The organism is Nocardia sp. NPDC052112 (genome assembly GCF_040680135.1).
Classification (GTDB): domain Bacteria; phylum Actinomycetota; class Actinomycetes; order Mycobacteriales; family Mycobacteriaceae; genus Nocardia.
Window position 1 is genome coordinate 1 of sequence record NZ_JBFAWD010000046.1, and the last position, 17,357, is coordinate 17,357.

The 17,357-nt window shown below is 66.3% G+C and carries 13 protein-coding genes and 2 pseudogenes; 14 read left to right on the forward strand and 1 reads right to left on the reverse strand.

The features are described 5' to 3' along the window. The 12 genes and pseudogenes from AB0L58_RS41710 to AB0L58_RS41765 form a co-directional block, all read left to right on the forward strand. Positions 1-1,496, forward strand: a pseudogene (locus AB0L58_RS41710) (hypothetical protein); the annotation flags it as partial. 46 nt (positions 1,497-1,542) lie between these two features. Further along, positions 1,543-3,036: a PPE domain-containing protein gene (locus AB0L58_RS41715; RefSeq protein WP_364396833.1), complete on the forward strand. Its 1,494-nt coding sequence runs from the start codon at positions 1,543-1,545 to the stop codon at positions 3,034-3,036. Further along, positions 3,033-3,380 carry a hypothetical protein gene (locus AB0L58_RS41720; RefSeq protein WP_364396836.1) on the forward strand — a complete coding sequence of 116 codons (348 nt, stop codon included), beginning with the start codon at positions 3,033-3,035 and terminating at the stop codon, positions 3,378-3,380. The genes AB0L58_RS41715 and AB0L58_RS41720 overlap by 4 nt, the downstream gene beginning before the upstream one ends. Next, positions 3,377-4,042: a hypothetical protein gene (locus AB0L58_RS41725; RefSeq protein ID WP_364396839.1), complete on the forward strand. Its 666-nt coding sequence runs from the start codon at positions 3,377-3,379 to the stop codon at positions 4,040-4,042. Before AB0L58_RS41720 ends, AB0L58_RS41725 begins: the two co-directional genes overlap by 4 nt. Next, positions 4,035-4,406 (forward strand): hypothetical protein, encoded by a 372-nt coding sequence (locus AB0L58_RS41730; protein WP_364396842.1) that lies wholly within the window; start codon positions 4,035-4,037, stop codon positions 4,404-4,406. The genes AB0L58_RS41725 and AB0L58_RS41730 overlap by 8 nt, the downstream gene beginning before the upstream one ends. Before the next feature lie 28 nt (positions 4,407-4,434). Continuing rightward, positions 4,435-4,749, forward strand: coding sequence for a hypothetical protein (locus AB0L58_RS41735; RefSeq protein ID WP_364396845.1), 315 nt, complete (start codon positions 4,435-4,437; stop codon positions 4,747-4,749). Between the two features lie 7 nt (positions 4,750-4,756). Then, positions 4,757-7,273, forward strand: coding sequence for a hypothetical protein (locus AB0L58_RS41740; protein WP_364396848.1), 2,517 nt, complete (start codon positions 4,757-4,759; stop codon positions 7,271-7,273). Positions 7,274-7,285: 12 nt separating this feature from the next. Continuing rightward, complete coding sequence (locus tag AB0L58_RS41745) at positions 7,286-7,732, forward strand: YbaB/EbfC family nucleoid-associated protein (RefSeq protein ID WP_364396851.1); 447 nt, start codon at positions 7,286-7,288, stop codon at positions 7,730-7,732. A 76-nt stretch (positions 7,733-7,808) separates the two neighbouring features. After that, positions 7,809-9,695 carry a type VII secretion target gene (locus AB0L58_RS41750; protein ID WP_364396854.1) on the forward strand — a complete coding sequence of 629 codons (1,887 nt, stop codon included), beginning with the start codon at positions 7,809-7,811 and terminating at the stop codon, positions 9,693-9,695. A 134-nt stretch (positions 9,696-9,829) separates the two neighbouring features. Further along, positions 9,830-10,096: pseudogene (locus tag AB0L58_RS41755) on the forward strand (type VII secretion target); the annotation flags it as partial. A 546-nt stretch (positions 10,097-10,642) separates the two neighbouring features. Further along, complete coding sequence (locus AB0L58_RS41760; RefSeq protein ID WP_364396922.1) at positions 10,643-11,695, forward strand: hypothetical protein; 1,053 nt, start codon at positions 10,643-10,645, stop codon at positions 11,693-11,695. Continuing rightward, the gene (locus tag AB0L58_RS41765) at positions 11,692-13,968 is read left to right on the forward strand and encodes a hypothetical protein (RefSeq protein ID WP_364396857.1); all 2,277 of its coding nucleotides are present in this window, start codon (positions 11,692-11,694) and stop codon (positions 13,966-13,968) included. The genes AB0L58_RS41760 and AB0L58_RS41765 overlap by 4 nt, the downstream gene beginning before the upstream one ends. Before the next feature lie 87 nt (positions 13,969-14,055). Here AB0L58_RS41765 and AB0L58_RS41770 read toward each other — a convergent pair whose 3' ends face one another. Next, positions 14,056-15,192, reverse strand: coding sequence for a hypothetical protein (locus tag AB0L58_RS41770; RefSeq protein WP_364396860.1), 1,137 nt, complete (start codon positions 15,190-15,192; stop codon positions 14,056-14,058). An 86-nt stretch (positions 15,193-15,278) separates the two neighbouring features. Here AB0L58_RS41770 and AB0L58_RS41775 point away from each other — a divergent pair, with 86 nt between their 5' ends. Together AB0L58_RS41775 and AB0L58_RS41780 are read left to right on the forward strand one after the other, a co-directional pair. Further along, positions 15,279-16,223, forward strand: coding sequence for a C40 family peptidase (locus tag AB0L58_RS41775; RefSeq protein WP_364396863.1), 945 nt, complete (start codon positions 15,279-15,281; stop codon positions 16,221-16,223). Beyond that, positions 16,223-17,119: a hypothetical protein gene (locus AB0L58_RS41780; protein ID WP_364396866.1), complete on the forward strand. Its 897-nt coding sequence runs from the start codon at positions 16,223-16,225 to the stop codon at positions 17,117-17,119. The genes AB0L58_RS41775 and AB0L58_RS41780 overlap by 1 nt, the downstream gene beginning before the upstream one ends. Positions 17,120-17,357: the final 238 nt, after the last annotated feature.

A 17,357-nucleotide genomic window follows, 5' to 3' on the forward strand; every position in this document is an offset into this window, starting at 1 on the left:
TTGACCTCGATACCAAGGATGGGCTTAAAGGCATTGCGCGCATGGACTGGGAGGCCTTCGGTAAAGGAGAAACGACAGCGCCGCCCGAGGTGGGGGCTGTGCCGGAGGCTACTACTCCGGGCACCGGATCATCCCAGCTGTACGACGGCTATCTGCAAGCCCTGAACCGTCTGGCTGATGTGGGCAATCAGTTGCAAGACACGACTATCCAAGCCGTGAAGAAAGCCAAGGATTCCGACGACCTCCGGAAGGTATATCAGAATAAGGTCGGAGACTGGATCCGCAATCTCGGTGACCGAGCCGGGCAGCCGCCCAAAGACGGGAAAACCGAAGACGAGAACATCATGGATTACGTCAAAGAAGAGTTGGCGGCGGGCGAGAAACTGATGACAGATGCTCATCTGAGTCAGAAGGATAAAGCCAGCGAGATCGACGACCTGACTGCCAGGGCCGAGAAAGCCGAGGCCGCGGCCAAGAAGTGGGAGGACCTCTACAACAAAGAAAAGGAAAAGGGAGGGAGCGGCGGCGACGATTCGGCCGATCCGGATAATGTCGACCCAGGCGATGCCGATAATGCGGATCCCGGCAATAACGACGACTACACGCCGGACCCCATCGACACGGGTGACGGCACTGGCGACGGGACGAGCGATACCGGCACCGGCACCGGCAGCACCGACCCGCAGGATGTGGGGAATTCGGGCAGTGGGTCGGGGTCGACGGACACACCGAGCACGCCAAGTTACGATTCCGGATCCGATTCCGGATCCGATTCCGGCAACTTTGGGGATTCGATGCTGCCCTACATGTTGGCGAATTCCTTGGGGCGCAACCAGGCTGATCCCGATATGAACGATCGTCGCGACGAAGTCGATCCGAACCGGTACAACCAGTACCCGGGTGCGGCTGTCCCGGCCAACGCCTCCCAAGCGCCTGCGCAAGCCGCGACCGCCGCTCCGGCGACCCCTGCGAGCGCACCGCCGTCGAACGCGACCTCCGCGCAACCAGCCGTGGCACCGGGGCGCACTCCGGATGCCGATGGCAGCGTGCTCTATACATTCCCCAACGGAAAGACGCAGAAGGTGTCCGTCATCTGCGCCCAAGGTCTCGACGCCGCGTTCGGCAATGCCAGCAGCACCGACGCACAGAAGGCATACGAGAAGACCACCGCCAAGTGGACCGATAAGAAACAGATCGGAGCCAAGGTCGATCCGTATCAGCTGATGACCGGCGATGTGGCCATCTGGGAAAACCGGACCGCGATCGTCGTCGTTTTCCCAGAGGACGGCGGCACGCTGGAGGCGATTGTCGACGGACAACTCGTGCCGTGTACGGCGGAGATGTCCGACGGCGCGGGAGATTTCGGAAAGTTCTCCGGATTCTCGCACCCGAACGGTATCGAGCTCGCCTCCGGCGACAAGAACGCGGCACCCGCGGTTCCCGGCACGGGCGATCCGTCCGCGGCTGCGGTTCCGGTGGTCGCGGCCCCGGCCTGATCGGGGAGCCACCTGGTCGGGAATCGAAGGGTGAGAGGAGACAGTCGTGGTGCTGAATGTCGACCTGGGGGAGCTCGTCGCGACGGCGGCGGGGCTCGCCGAGATGGCGCGCGGCACCGGGGCCGCGCTGCCGAAGGGGTGGGTGGTACCGGCGGGCACCGATCCCATCTCCGCGCAGGCGGTGCCCCAGCTCAACGCACACGCGGCGAATCTGTTCAACGGAACGCTCGGGGTGCTCAACGAAGTACAGACGACCGCGCACCATATCGGTGCCGCGGCCGTCGATTACAGCACGGCCGATGACGAAGGCGGGCGGGCGATCAACGGTTCGGGCCGGGACTTGGCCACCAATCCGGTGGGCGAGGTGCAACCGTTCAGCCCACGGAAGTTGCCCGAATTCTCCGTGCCGACCGCGGGCGGATCGGTCGATCCGTTGGACTTCGCATATCAGCTGCGCACCGGGCCGGGGCCGGGGCCGGCCGCTGGATTCGCGAATTCGGTCCGCAAGTTCTTGACCGATTCTCATATCCAGGCCACCGGCGGTCTCGATAGCGCCGCGCAGACGATGCAGAACTGGACACCGGTCGGCAGTGCCGCGGCGACCAAACTCGCCCAGCATCGCGGCTGGCTCGACCAGCTCGGCACCAGCCTCGGCCAACTGGCCGACGGCATCGACACCTACCACAACGCGTTCTCGGAGGCGAAGGCCAAGCACCCGACGCCGGAGGAGATCATTGCCGCGCGCAAGGAGCTCATCCAGGCCATGCGATCCAAGAACCAGCTCGCGATAACCAAGGCGCTGGCCAAGTTTCAGGAACAGAATGCGCGTTCGCTGGAGGCCATCACCGGCTATACGACGGCCGTCAATTCGAAGACCGGCACGGGTTCGGGCTCGGGCGATGACTCCGGCTCCGATTCCGGTTCGGGCTCGGGTTCGGGATCTGGTGGCAGCGGTGATTCCAGTGAGCTGATGCAGATGTTGCCGGCACTGATGAGTGCGATGGCCTCGGGCGCCAGCGGATTGTCATCGGCGAACTCCGACTCGGGCGAGGACCTCGGGGTCGACCCCGAGATGCTCGAGGACGTCGGCGGTTACGGCTATCCGGGTGGTGGCGGCGTCGGTGGCGGCGGCGCTTCGGGCGTGCCGATCAGTATGGCCGAGACCAGCGCCTCTAGCCCGTCGGTCCAGGTGGGAGCGATGCCGATCGTCGCAACGGCGGGCACGGCGGCCAGCTCGTTGCCCCGGACATCGGTGATCGAACCGCTGCAGACTTCCGCGGCCGCGGCGCGCGGCGCTACATCCGCCGGTGGTTCGCCGTATATGCCGTATATGCCGATGTCGCCCGGCGCGGGTGGCGGCGCGGGTGCCGGTGGTGACCGCAATCGCGTGGTGGCCTGGCATCCTGATCGCCTGATGTATGTCGACGACACTCCCCACACCGAGGCGGTGATCGGCGAGCGGCCCACGATCGCACCGACCGCGACATCGCCGACGCCGAGCCAGCACCAGGCGCCAACCAATTCCGGAGGTACCGCATGAGTGATATCCACCCCGACGTGCAGGCGGCCCTCGATGCCGCCCGCGATCTGCGGCACCGCATCGCTGATCTGCGCGAGAAGATCGACGGGATCCGCGCGCGGCGGCCATCGCCGAGCGGTGCGGTCGTGCCCGAGGTCGACGCGATGGGGAAGTTGACGAATCTCTATCTGGCTCCAGGGACCGTCGACCGGTTGGAGTGCGCGGATCTGGTCACCGAGATCATGGCCGCCATCAGGGAGAGCACCGCGGATGCGGCGCGGCAGTACGAGAACATCATGGGTTCCGATTCCTGGCCGGATTCGGCGGAGACCGACTCGGCTGAGTCGGCGGAGCAGAAGGTATGACCGAGACCGGCGAGGTCACCATCGCCGCCACCATCCGGTGGCTGCACGATGAGGGCCTTGTGCGTCTGGCCGGTGTCGGTGGGCGTGTTCCCAACCCGATCGCGGCCTATACCATCGACGTCGCCACCGGCAGTGTCGGCGCGCATCCCGCGACCGGGGTCGGCGTCGGGTCGGATGTGATCACGCTCGCCGCCGACGACCTGCCATATCCGTCCGGTACCCCCAAGCGGTTGGTGGTAGTCGGCGTCACCAGTGCCGAATCGGTGCTCGTCGTCGATCTCGCGATCACCCATGCCATCGCGATCAATGCCGACCGTCCCGAAACCGCGGCCCGCGCCTGGGCGACGCAGCTGCTGCTGAATCCGGAGATCAGCATCAGCACCAACAGTTCCGATATCGCGATCGCGACCAGCACGCGCTGTCGGCACCAGTTCATTCCGGGTGGCAGTGCGACGGTGCTGAATATCGACGACCAGCACCCGCCGATCACCACTGTCACCCTCAACCCGACGGTGGAGGGGCCCGATCATCTCGATATCGCGCCGGACGGTACGGGGGAGATGTACCTGGGCGCCCGGTTCTGGCAATTGCGCCAGGTATTGAGCATCGAAGATGCCGTGTGGACCGCACTTTCGGCGCGGCTGGAGGACCCCGATGACTAGGACGGATATGCACTCGACGGACCTGGACGATTTCGACGACGACGACGGCCGCGACGCGGCGCCGGACTGGCGCAAATTGCTCTATGAGGTGTTCAACCCCGACCACACCGTGGGAGTAGCCTGCGATCGGTCCGGTGAGATCGTCGGCTTGCACATCACCGATGATGCCCGCGACAACGGCGATACCTGGCTGGCGGCCGAGATCGTTCGCGTGGCACGGCTGGCACACCTGAAATCGCGGGTCGGGCTGCGGGCCGAGATGGAGCACAACGGCACTCGCCCCTACACGATCGATTCGTTCGATCTGCCCACCGAGGCCTCCTATCGAGCTATCGAAGAAACCGAGTTCGGCCGGACTCACTGACCGCACTGCCGCAAGAACAGGACTCGATATGGAAAACCTGGACATTGATGCGCCGCATGAGGTGGTTGCGCGGGCGGGCCATTTCACCGCGACCGCATCCGACCTCGGCACACAGGTGGTGCAGGCGACGTCTGGTCTACAGCCGCACCATCGTCCGGAGTCCTCGCTCGATCACGCACTGGTCGCCAAGACGCGGTGGATCGAGACCACATTCGACAATGCGGTGACGGCGAGCGCGCGCCGAGCCGATGCGACCCTGCGTCACACGACGCACGTCGCGCAAGCGCTCGGCCACGGGGATGTGTCCGGGGGGACTGAGATCGACCGCTACCGATCGATCTGATCACCGGATGGAACCGGAGCGCCAAAGTCCGTATTGGCATGAGATCGTCCAGAAGAACTGGCCCGCGATCCCGCCAGGAGACTGGAGCGCGCTGGAAACACGGGCTCGCGACGGGGCCGCGGCGCTCGATCTCGACAGCCTCGACCGAGCGCGGCGCGGATTCGAGGACAGCGCCCGTTCGAGTGTCGGCATGCAGTCCATCAAGGACGATATGCGAGCCCAGCAGTGGCATCCCCGGGCCTTTGCCGATGCGCTGACCGCTGCCGCCGATGTCTTCGGTGGATTCGCGGAGCGGGTGCGCCGGACCCGCAACCATATCCTCGATATCGTCGATAGGGCCGACCGCCGGATCGCGGCGGTGCCCAAGGCCGTGGCCTCGGACGACGAAGATCTCGCTGCCGCCGAAGCGCGCCGGCAGCGGCGCATTTCCGACATCGTCGCCGAGGCCAGGAAAGAGGTCGAGGACGTCGTGCGCACAGTGCTGCAGACGCTCAACCCGACCGAATTGGCCTCGCTGGCCAAGATCGCCGATGAGCTGGGGCAGCCGGGTCCGTGGGAGGTCGGACCGTCCGGTGATCGGGATACGCCGTCGCGACATGGACCCGACGCCCATCATCCGCACGGGCGGCATCCCGATTCCCGCCATCCCGGTGACGCACGGCACCCGGGAGTGCAGCGTCCTGATGAGCCGCTGCCGGGGCTGCCGCCGCCACTCGACGACGAGTTGGATCCCGGCCGCACGGCACCGTATCCGGCGGGGTCGAATCCGCTCGGAAACGAACCTGAGCAGATGCCCGATGGTCGGCCGGTTTCGGAACCGAACGTGCAGACCCCGACGAATTCGGGGTATGGACCGGCCTCCGTCGGATCGCCGGATGACGTTGCGGCGGTGAACTATTCACCGTCGACGGCACCAGGTGCCGGGCCCGGGACATCGACGGCGGGAAGTTCGCACCCCATGTCCCCGGCCGCCGCGTCGGGCGATGCGGTCGGCGACGGTTCCGCGAGCGATGCGAGTGCGCACGCGGCGGGTGATCCAGCCGCGGCGGGCATCCGGTCGACGCAATCCGGTGCGGACCAAGCGGCTCCGGATGCGCAGACCTCCTTCACACCGCCACTGCTCGCGGGCGGCGCCATGCCGCCGCCGGTCGCAGCGTCGGGTTCGACCGTAACGGGATCGGCTCCGACCGGTTCGACGGTGTCCGCACCCGCGTCCCAGACTCGCCAACCCGTGTCGATGTCCGACTCGCGGGGTGCGGTGGCGGACGCCAGGGGGGCGGTGGTGGATGCGCGGAGCCCGGCATCGGACCAGCGCAGCGCCGCGGCGGGGCCGCCGAAAGTGGCGGTGCCATCCGGAAATTCGACAGGTGTCGGGGCACCGCCGACCAAACAGCCACTGCCGCAACGTAATACCGAGCACGAGGCGGCGCGCCCGGCCTCCGGCCGCGCTGACTCCGAGGGCAGCGACGAGCTGATTCGCGATGCCGTGGGAGCGGCGATGTTGTCTGCCGCCGCACCGACGTTCGTGCTCGGTGAGCGAGTCGACGGCGACCTGGTGCTGGCGCGCACCATCCTGGGCGGGGTGCTCACGGCGGTCGGTTCGTCGGCGGTGGGATTGTCCTGGGCGGTATCGGTGCTGCGGCATACCGGTGGGGTGAGCGCCTTCGTGACGTCGAACGAGGGGCGCGGCTGGATTCCGGCCGGACTGTTCCTGCCACGCGAGATATCGACGCCGTGGCTGTGGTCGGAATCCGATGGCACCGCATGGGAAGGCCTCGCCGATCCGGGCCGGGTGCTGGTGGAGTTCGGCCTGGCCTGGGGACGTAAATCGGGCGCCCGGCTGTCGGCGCTGGCCTCCTCACAGCAGGTCGACCCCGAAATGCGCAGGCAGTTGGGGGATGTGCCGATGGCAGGTGAAGTGACGGCATCGACCGGGATGAATCTCGGATCACCGGGAGCTGGTCTGGTGGATCGGTTGGGGCTGGTCGCGGCGCCGCAACTGGTGGAGCGGGTATCCGGGTTGCCTGCCGCGCAGATCGGGCCGCGCTGTGTCGAGTTGGCCGCGGATGCCCATGTGCGCCTCGGCAAAACGCAGGTGGGCGCGGCCGCATCGCTGGGTGCGCCGCAGCTGCGCGAGCGGATCCTGATGGCGATCCGGCGTGGTACGGAGGTGGCGGCGCAGTGGTGGGACGAGCTGCGCGACGTCGATGATCTGCTCGCGGCATCCATGCTGGCGTTGCGCACCGATGTCTCACGCGTTGCGCTGGGGGAGTTGCGATCCGAACACGTCGACGGCCGCTCCGCTACCGATGCGGCCACCCTGCGCTCGATGGTTTTCCAACGGCGCTGCAACGAGCTGGTCTTATTGCTCGCCGAGGAGTCGACACGCCAGTGCCTGCGCGATGCGGTGTACGCACATGGTCAGCTGGTGGAGCACCCGCATTTTGTGCAAACCCCTACCGGCGCGGCGGGGCCGGATCCGGCGCGGCGGCCGACCATCTCCGCGGGGCCACCCGCGCTCTAGGAGGCAAGCCGCATGGAACGATCGCACCAAGAGGACCTGCATTCGGCCGGCTACGGACTGCGCAACCAGGTAGACCATCTCCTCGACGCCTACGAACAACAGCAGACCCGGCTGGACGAAGTGCAGCGGCAGCTGGAAACCCTACGCGTGCCGGTGAGTTCGCCGGACCGGATGGTGGAGGTGGTTGTGGACGCGCAGGGGGTGCTCGCCGATGTCGCACTCACCGCGGCGGCGTTGCGCCGCCCGCTCGACGAGCTCGGGCGATCGATTACCGAAACCGCCCAGGCGGCGGCGCAGTCGGCGCGACAACAGGTCCAGACGCTGCTTGCCACCGTCACATCCGAATTCGATGGCGCGACTGCCCTGTCCGACATCGTCGAGCACGCGACCGACGTGGGCGATATCCGTACCCGCACCGAGGCGGGCGACTCGGCCGATGACGGGTCCGTCGACACCTAGAGCGCGTTCAGGAAGTTCCCAATCGTGGGAAGGATCGACAATGGGGAAGTCGGTGGAGGGAAGGACTGATCACGGCATGCCCCAGATGGAAATCGACCCTGACGATCTACGTAATCGGGGCTATCAGCACATCAAGGTCGGCGACGACACCACCGAATGGTCGAAGCAGCCAGTTGACTGGCTGGGCCAGTTTCCATCGACGTACGGCTCGATCGCGGCTCCGGTCTATGAGGCCCTGGTGAAGTACTACGCGGCCCGGGAGAAGGCCGCTCTTGCATTGGCAGACGAGCATTATCGGACCGCCCAGTCCTTGTTCGACGCCGCGGACGCATACGAACGCGCCGACCACGAGATGGCATCGAACCTCCTCAACCATGGTCGCGACGTCGGCGACCTGTCCTCCCCGTCACCCGATGGTCCGTCCGGTGGCCCGACCGGACCGACCCCGTCGGGACCCGTCACGCCGCCCGCCGGCCCGAGTGGCCCCGGTGGCGGACCTCCCTCCGACGACACCCCGTCGGCACCGGTCGGGCCGAATGGCACTGCGCCCGTAACAGGTACTCCCGGTGCACAAGGTGGCCCAGGTTCGGTACCGCCCACTTCGTCCGAGGGGTCGCCCACGCAGATCGGCGCCGGTACCGCCGCCGCATCCTCGCCAACGGCGCCGGTCGGCAACGGCGTGCTGCCGCCCGCCTCGGTCACCCCGGGTCCGGTCATGCCGGGCGTGGGCGCGGGTTCGGTGTACAGCGGGTCGGCGGACGGTCAGTCCGGACCCCCGCCCGCGGGACCGACCTCGGACGGAATGCCCGTGCCGATGCTCAGTCCGTTCGCGGCGGCCGTCGCGGCGAACAAGGAGAAGGAGGCCGAACCCGCCTACGTGGTGGGCGATGCGGTGAACGACGATCTGGTGCTCGCCAAGACCCTGCTGAGCAGCGTCCTGGCGGCCGCCGAGTCGGCGATCGGCACCGCGTGGGCGGTTGCCGTGATGCGCGGTCCGGCAGGAATCGGTGTATTCATCACCTCGAACGAGGGTCGTGGGTGGTTGCCCGCCGGGGTGTTCTTGCCGCGTGAGGTTTCCACGCCGTGGCTGTGGGATGAGATGCTCGGCGCCGATGGTGCGGGCTCGTCGTGGGAGGGCGTTTCCGATCCGGCCCGGGTGCTGGTCGAGTTCGGGTTGGCTTGGGGACCGAAGGCCAATGCGAAGCTCGCGGCGTTGGCATCGTCGGGGCCGATCGACCCGGGTCTGCAGTCGCGGCTACCCGATATCGCGATGGCGGGTCTCGTCGGTCCGGCCTACGACGTCGATCTGCGCGAGCCGACTCAGGGCATGACCGACCGGCTCGGCCTGACCGGCTCCATCCCTGCACTGGAACATGTTGCGCAGGTGGCGGATTCGCAGGTTCGGGCGCGCTGCATCGAGCTGGCGGCGGACGCACACGCCCAGGTGGGACGATCGGTGAGCGCGCCGAGCGCAGTCACCGCATCCGCGCTGCGGCAACGAATTCTGGCGATGGTGCAGGCCGGGCAGCCGGTATCGCGCGAACTGTGGGACGAACTGCGCGACGCCGACGACCTGCTGGCCGCGGAGATGCTCTCCCGGCGCGTCGATGTGGGTCGGGTCGGGCTGGGTGAGCTGCGCCTCGACAGCGAGGTATCGGATCTGCGCGCAATCGTTTTCGAGCGTCGGTGCAATGAATTGGTCCTGCTTCTCGCGGGCGAGCCGACCAGGCAGTCGCTGCGCGACGCCGTCTACGCGCACGAACAGATCGTGGAACATCCACTGTTCGTGGCGGTCCCGGCCGCGGTGTCCGCCGCGGAAGTCGATCGGCCCGTCCCCTCGGTTGTCCCCGGTGCGGTCTCGGCGCCGGTCGTCACCGCCGGCCCGCCGAACGGCGCGGTGGTCGCGCCGCCGACCGTCGCGCCGCCGACCGTCGTGCCCGATGTCACCTCGGAACGGTCCTGAACGATGATCGGTGGACGACGGTTCGCTGAGAGAGGAGCGCGAACCCGCGAAGGGCCTCGATACCTGGCACTGCTGGTCAGCGGGTCTGTGAGCTGGGATATCGCGGGTGCGGAAAGGATTGTCTGACCTTGGATATGGACCCCGATTCACTGCGTCGACTGGCCGTCGCGCAGGAAGATGCCGCAGCACGGGTCCTGCGTTGGGCTCACCGGCCTGATGACTGGCTGAAAAGCTTTCTCCACAACTATGGCTCGATCGCTCTTCCGGTGTACAAGGCAATGGATACCTATTACGACAACCGGGAACGCGCCGGCAAGAACATGGCCGCCCAACACCTCCGCGCGGCGCGGAACTTGCGCGAGGCCGCCGACCAGTTCGAACGAGGCGACGACCATGGGGCCAGGGACATCGGCCAGGTGGGAATCGGGCCGGGGCCCGACCATCCGTCGGGACCCGGCCCGGCTAGCCCTGGACCGGTGGACCCCCGGCCGGTAGAACCCGGCCCCACCGGGCCCGGCCCTGCCGAGTCCCGCTCGACGGAACCCCTTCCGCCGCAATCACCTTCGGCAGAACCCGGCCCGACGGGCCAGCCATCCACAGGTGCCCCGTTCGTGCCCATCGGCCCGTCCGGCCCCGGCGTCTCGGTTCCGCCGGTGTCGGGACCGGCCGGGACTGCTGCCGGAGCCGGCCAGGCCCCCGCCGGAGCGGGCTCGGCCCACGGCGTCCCGCCCGGTCCGGCCGTGAGTGCGCCGGCAGCCCCGCGGCCGCCCGCTGTCTCGGCCGGCCCACCCACTGGCTCTGGCGTCAGGATGTCGGCACCCACATCGTCCGGCGCTGGCGGTGCAACCGCACCTGGCGCCGTAACGCCGTCGCCGAGAACGCTGCCGGCAGCGGTCGCTGCGGCCCGGAAACGTACGGCCGGTCCGGCGCACGTGGTTGGTGCGCCGGTGAACGACGATCTGGTGGTCGCGCGCACCTTCCTGGCCGCTGTGCTGGCCGCGACGGAATCGACGGTGGTCGGCGTGTCGTGGGCAGTGGCGGTACTGCGCGGTTCGTACGGTGCGGGGCTGTTCATCACCACCAATGAGGGCCGCGGTTGGCTGCCGGCTGGCCTGTTCCTACCGCATGAGGTCTCCACCCCCTGGCTATGGGACGAAATACTCGGCGACGGTGCCGGTAGCCCGTCTGCGGTATGGGAAGGGCTCGCGGATCCGGCCCGGGTATTGGTGGAGTTCGGCCGGGTATGGGGGCCGAAGGCCGGTGCCGCACTCACCGCGCTGGCGTCATCCGATCCGATCGATCCCAAGCTGCGCGCCGAGGTCGGCGTCGGCGCGACCGAGGGCATGATCCGGCCCACCGACGACGTCGACCTGCGGGTGCCCACTATGGGCACCGTTGATCGGCTCGGGCTGGCCCGGTCGGCCGATACCATCGACCACCCAGACGTCGCGCCCGATGCACAGGTGCAGGACCGCTGTGTGGAACTGGCCGCTGAAGCGCACACGCGCCTCGCGCGTACCGGGCCCGCTCCGGTGGAGGCGGACGAGATGGCTCGGTTGCGGGACCGGATCATCGCGACTCTGCAAGCCGGGCAGGAGGTGCCACGGCAGTGGTGGGACGAGCTGCGTGCCGCCGACGAGCTGCTCGCGGCAAGTCTGCTGACCCGCCGTGTCCACGCCGCCCAAATCGGAATCGGCGGCCTGCGCGTCGGGGACAACGTGGATGCTTTGCGCACCCTCGTCTTCCACCGCCGTTGCACCGAACTGGTGCTCTTGCTCGACGGCGAAACCAGCTGGCAGCGGTTGCGGGACCAGGTGTACGCATACGAGCAGGTTGTAAAACATCCGGCGTTCGCGGATGTTCCGACGGCTGTGGCGGGGCCGGAAAGCGGCCGGTATCAATGGCCGGTCCATGTGCCGCGGGTTACCGCGGGATCGAATGAACGTGTTGTGTCGGCGACTACCGCTGCGGGTACCCCGCGAGCTGAGGGGGATGCATGACTGATTACTGGCAGTATGATCCCGGAAAAGCAGAACCCAGGCAACTGGACTCTCCTCCTAAGTCGGGCTATTACTATGCAACCGAGTCGTCCTGGGGCTCTGTCGAAAAAGTTACCCTGTATGCCCCTGATGGAAAGCCCGTCGAATCAAAAGGCGGTCTCGATGAGCTCAAATATATTGCCGACAGTAATGGGAAGAAATATGAAGTAAAAGTAGACGATGGAATTCTCTGGGGTTTAGGAAGCGATCGCTATAATCTTAATCCGGATAAGCCGCTCAACGAGAAGCCGCTCGGATGGAAAGACGATGGGAGCACCGACACACTTCCGGCGACCAAGGACCGCCGTGAAGACCGAGTGCTGCCGGGGGAAAAGCTGGCTCCGGAGGGATCCAAATCTGTCACCGAAGGCACGGCGCGTGATTCGATCTCCAATGGTGACTATACGGTCAAGCTGAACTCGGACAATGAGCTTATTCTCACCGACAAAGACGGGAATCAGCTGTGGGGATACTCTGGAGCCGACGCCGCTGACCTGTTCTCGTCGAACTACGAAATCAAGGTCGATCCGGACGGCAGCATCAAGCTCATCGACCCCAAAACTCATGAGGTGGTGCGGACCCTCCGGGAAGCAGGGGACCCCAAGCATGCGAATCTGGTATTGCTGTACCATCCGCCGGCCGAGTCCGTGAAATTGCGCATCGCGATCGATGAAGCGCAGAGCGCGTTGCAACTGCAGGTGGACTGCTTCGCGAAAGGAAAGGCCGCACTGGCCGAGGATGTCGGAGACTGGCTGCACAACCAGGGATTGACCGACAAGGACAATAAATCCTCGCTCACCACTTCCTATAACGAGGATTATCTCAATTACGACACGCACGTCAAGAATCACTTCAAAGATTTGGACCAGAAGATCCGTTCGATCGCACTCGATACGAATAAGGTCAATGACGAGGCACTCGGAAAGATAATGGACCAGGTCAACGTACTCGACGATCGGCTACGCGATGTCACCGAGAAAGATACCGAGGAAGTGCCTACGAAGGGACAACAAACCTACAAGCGCATCTTGCCCGATGTAGAGATGCCGCTCTTCGGTCTTATTGACAAGGCCGTGGAGGCTGTCGACGGTATCATCGACAATGCGAAACAGACAAATGATGACAACGGAAAGAAGACGGGTGAGGAATCGCCCGAATACAAGGCGGGCAAGGACGACGGGTATAAAGCCGGATATAATGCCGGTCTGGCTGCCGGCGGAAAGGACGGCGGTGGTGACGATAGCGACACCACCCCCACCGACACCACTACGGTCCCCACCGATTGGACGGACAGTTATGATGACCTGCTGACCTCCGGCAAGGAGGGGAGCACCGATGGTGCGTCCGACTCCACCACCGAGGATACGACAACGGGAACCAGCGGCGATAATTCCTCGATACTGGCTACGATCAAGTCCGAGATCGATAAGATCAAGAACGGGAGCACGAAGTCGTCCGGCAATGGGTCGAACAACGGGTCGTCGGCCAACAATGGCGCCGGTAATTCGAGCAACAACAATTCTGGCAACAACGCGATGCAGCAGTACATGATGATGCAGGCGCTGTCGAGCATGTTCAATAAGGACAAGCAACCACAGGAAAGCGATCGGGACCGTGCGGAGAAAGAGGCCGCCGAGCGTCGCGCCGCCGAATCGCAGCAGACGGCACAGGCGTCGGCCACCAATCCGGCGACGATGACGGATTCCGGCGTGGTCTCCGCGACGCCCGGTACGCCGCCGCAGCTGTCCACCAACGGCAATGCCCAGGTGGATATGCGCCTGCCCGATGGTTCGACCCAGAAGGTGGCCTCGTCGGTGGCGCAGGCGGTCAACAAGGAGCTGAACAACCCGAACGGCAGCGATGCGCGGGCCGCCTACTCGGGTACCGGAGCCGACATGTCACGGGCTACTCCGGTCGCCACTTCGGATCTGCATACGGGTGATGTCGCGCAGTGGACGGACCGTAACGGCAATGTAGTCGCCACCGGTTTGGTGGTCGTCGACGGCGCGGGTCTGCACTTGATCTCGAGTGGCCATTTGGTAGCGATCGATTCCGCTAACCCGCTGTACGGCGGGCATGACGACTACAAGTTCAGTGGATTCGTCCGTCCAGCCGACGGCAGTGCCGCGGTGGCGGCCAGCCAGGCCACCCCGGCCGCACCAGGTGCGGTGACGGCCCCGCCGAGTGCGCCCGCGGCACCGCCCACGGTGAGCGCGCCGGCCGCGACGATCTGAGTCCGCGAAGTCCCGGCCGCGCAGGATCGCGACTGTGCCGGAATCCGGCTGTGTCGGAATCCGACACAGCCGGGCTCGATTCGACGACTAGGACTGCACGACAGGGGAATCGGTTTCGTCCACCTCGCCCTCGGCGTCCACGGCCGCTGCCGTCTCCGCTTCGTTCGAGGTGGCTGCGGGTGGCCGGGTCGTCGAGCGCCGGACGCTCGCACGGGCCGGCACCATAGGTGAATTCGCCGCGGGTGCGGCTGATCCCGGTGCCGTCGATCCTGGTGCGTTCGGATCCGCCGGCGCGGTGGCCGCCGGTGCCGGGGTCGGGCTGCCCGGTGCTGGAGCCGCGCCGGGCGCGGCTGCCTGCGCTTGTCCGTCCTGAGGTTGGGTCCCGTCCGCGGGTGCGTCCTTGTCCTTGTTCGGATCCTCGTGGCTCTTCAACAACTCTTGTGCGATCGGTGCCGCCGCCATCGCCGCCATCGGGATCATCGACATGAGCCCCTGCACCAGCGAGCCCAATCCACCGCTGCCGGAATCACCGCTGCTGCTGCTGCCATCGGAGCTGTCATTGCCGGAATCCGAGTCGCTGGAGTCACCCGCCATTTCCGCATTGGAATCGGCGACGGCGGTGACCTTCTCGTAGACATCCTCGACCGCGGCGGCAATGGCCTTCATGAGCGCCACTTCCTGAGCGGACTTCAACTTGCCCGACCCGACCGCCTCGAGTTTGAGGTTGAGGTCCTTGACCACGGTCTGGATCGAACGCAGGGTCCGATCGTTCTCGGCCGAGACCACGATGGCGGTTTTCATTACCTTTTCGTCCATCGTGATCAGTGCGGTCTGTTTGGTCTCGACCTTGGTGAGCGCCGCCTCGTACTGTTCGGCGGTCATACTATGGCCGAGGCTTTCGTAGATCACCGGCTTCATCAGATCGTCCACATTCGGTGGCGGGTCTGTCAGGCCTCGGCCCAAGAGATCGACCGCGGTTTGGATTTCGGCCTCGGCCAACGCGATGAAGGACTTCAGGCCGGCCCGCGCACCCGGCGGACGGACCAGTTGGACGGTCCAGTAATGACCGGTCTTGGTGGTGGTGCTGGATGTCGTTGTGGCGCTCGACGTGCTGGAATCGCCCCCCTGGAGTGCTGTCAGCAGCGCGTCCAGGTCTCCGGTCGTGGCAGTTTCCGTCGCATCTGCTGCCATATCGTCGACACCGCCTCCCTTGAAGTTCTTCATATTGTCTCGGCTTCCCGCCGCTGGGAATGGGAATCTCGTCGGCTTGCCGCATAGTCGTAGGAATCCCAGAACTGGGAAGGAATGGAATGGCGCCCACACTGACCGACGATCTCCACGGCGTGCTGCAATCGCTGCTCGGGCTCTACGGCGACGGCCAACCCGATCCAGGACGCGCGACGACCGTCGTCGAGGCGATCGCGCACCAGTTCAACGCGCACTCCGGCGCCGGCGCGGTCGGATATACCGATGCTCGCAGCTTGCAGGCGGCGACGGCCGAATCCCATGCGGGCCGAGACGGCGTGGTGTACAAGGCGGTCGCGGAATCGAGTGACGGCACGGTCAACGGCCGCAATCGGCTCAACGACCAGATCGCCGAATTCCGAACCCGCGCGATGGCGATCGCGTCGGTCGGTGACACCCGATTCAGCGGGCCGGCACTGCTCGACGCGGCGCGGACGACTATCGCCAATGCCACCCGGCAGGTCGATGCCGATGTCGTGGCCGTGCGCCAGCGTGCGGCACAGATCGTGCCGACCACCACGCCGCAGGTTACCCGGCGCAAGAGCACCACAACGCGTCGTCGGCGTCGGGCTCGTTCGCGCTCTGCGGTGCTCTCGCGCGGCGGTCGGGTACGGGTGCCATCGGACGGGACGGCGGGCAGCAAGGCTGTCGGAGCGGCCAGCGAATGGCTCGGTACGCCTTATATCTGGGGTGGCGGCGGCGCGCACGGACCGAGCGGTGGTGGCTTCGACTGTTCCGGGCTGACGCAGTACGCGATCGCTCAGGCCTCTGACGGTCAAGTGGTGTTGCCCCGAACCACCTATGAGCAGATCTACAGCGGGGTGCGAGTGTCCCCGCACGATGTGCGGCCGGGCGACTTGGTATTTCCCGCGAGTTCATTCAGCGCGCGCGGACCGGAGCACGTCCAGCTCGCGGCCGGCAACGGCATGGTTATCGAGGCTCCGTACTCGGGTTCGACGGTGAAGTGGTCGCGCATGTCCGAAAACGCCGTCGTCGTCCGGGTGCTTTGATGGTCGAGCCGCTGGCGCCGGAGGTCGCGCACTTCCTGGACTGCTGCGGCGTTCGGTATCCCGATATCAATGACGGCGAGGTCCGCGTACTCGCCGTCAAGGTGCGCGCCTTCGCCGCGGATGTCCTTGGCGGCCCCGCGACGACCGACGGCGAGGGTGCGACCGATACCTATCGGCGGCTCGTCGCGACGTGGACGAGTACGAGCGACGACCATACGGCGCAGTTCGAGCGGGTGTGCGCCCTGGTGGCGAAGGCATTGGACGCGATCGCCTATGTGATCACCGTGACCAAGGCCGTGGTGCTGACCGAACTCGCCGCGCTGGCAACGACTTACGCGAGCATCATGGCCACGCCCGCGGCGGCGGCGGTCGGTCCCTCGGTCGTGGCGGCGGCGCGTCGATTGTGTGCGCGGCTGGAAGATGCGCTGGTCGGCTACGTCGTCACCGAGGTGATCGGCAAATCCCTCGAACCGCTGGGGCGCAGCATCGACGAAATGCTCACCGGTGTCGGCGCGGATGCGAAGGCTCCCGAGGGTCATGCCGACGAATTGGTCCGTAAGACAGTGACGTTCGCCGATGCGGTGGCCGAAACCAGTCGTGCTTTGGTCCGTGAGGTCGAGGCCGGTCCGGTACGGCAACAGCCGGTCACGCCGACACGCACGCGGGGATTCGTAACACCGTGGGCGCGTGCGATCAGGGCATCGGTGGCCCGCGCGGCCACCACTCCTACGACGGTGCCACCGAGGGCTTTCCGATCGGTGGACAGTCGTGCCACGACGGCGCGCAAGCCGCGCGAGACGCCGTGGTCGAAGCTGCGCCGTCAACAAGAGGCGGGAGCGGGAGCGCTCGGGTCGACGATGTCGGTGCCGACCGTCCGGCGCCGCGATCGAGGTTGAACTCACCCGATACGGGATGGCTGCCGCCAAGTGGTGTGGGATGCGGCGGCCGGGCGGTGTGTGGGGGATTCCGCCCAGCCGCCGCACAGGCGGACCGCTGGGGTAAGAGGGTTGACGATCCGCCGTTCGCCATGCGGTGGCTGGCTACCGGGTCTCGGTAGCCAGCCACCGCTGGATGGGTTGGGTCTTCGGGATGAGGTACCGTCGACCCGAATTCATCATACCGCTAAATAGTGGT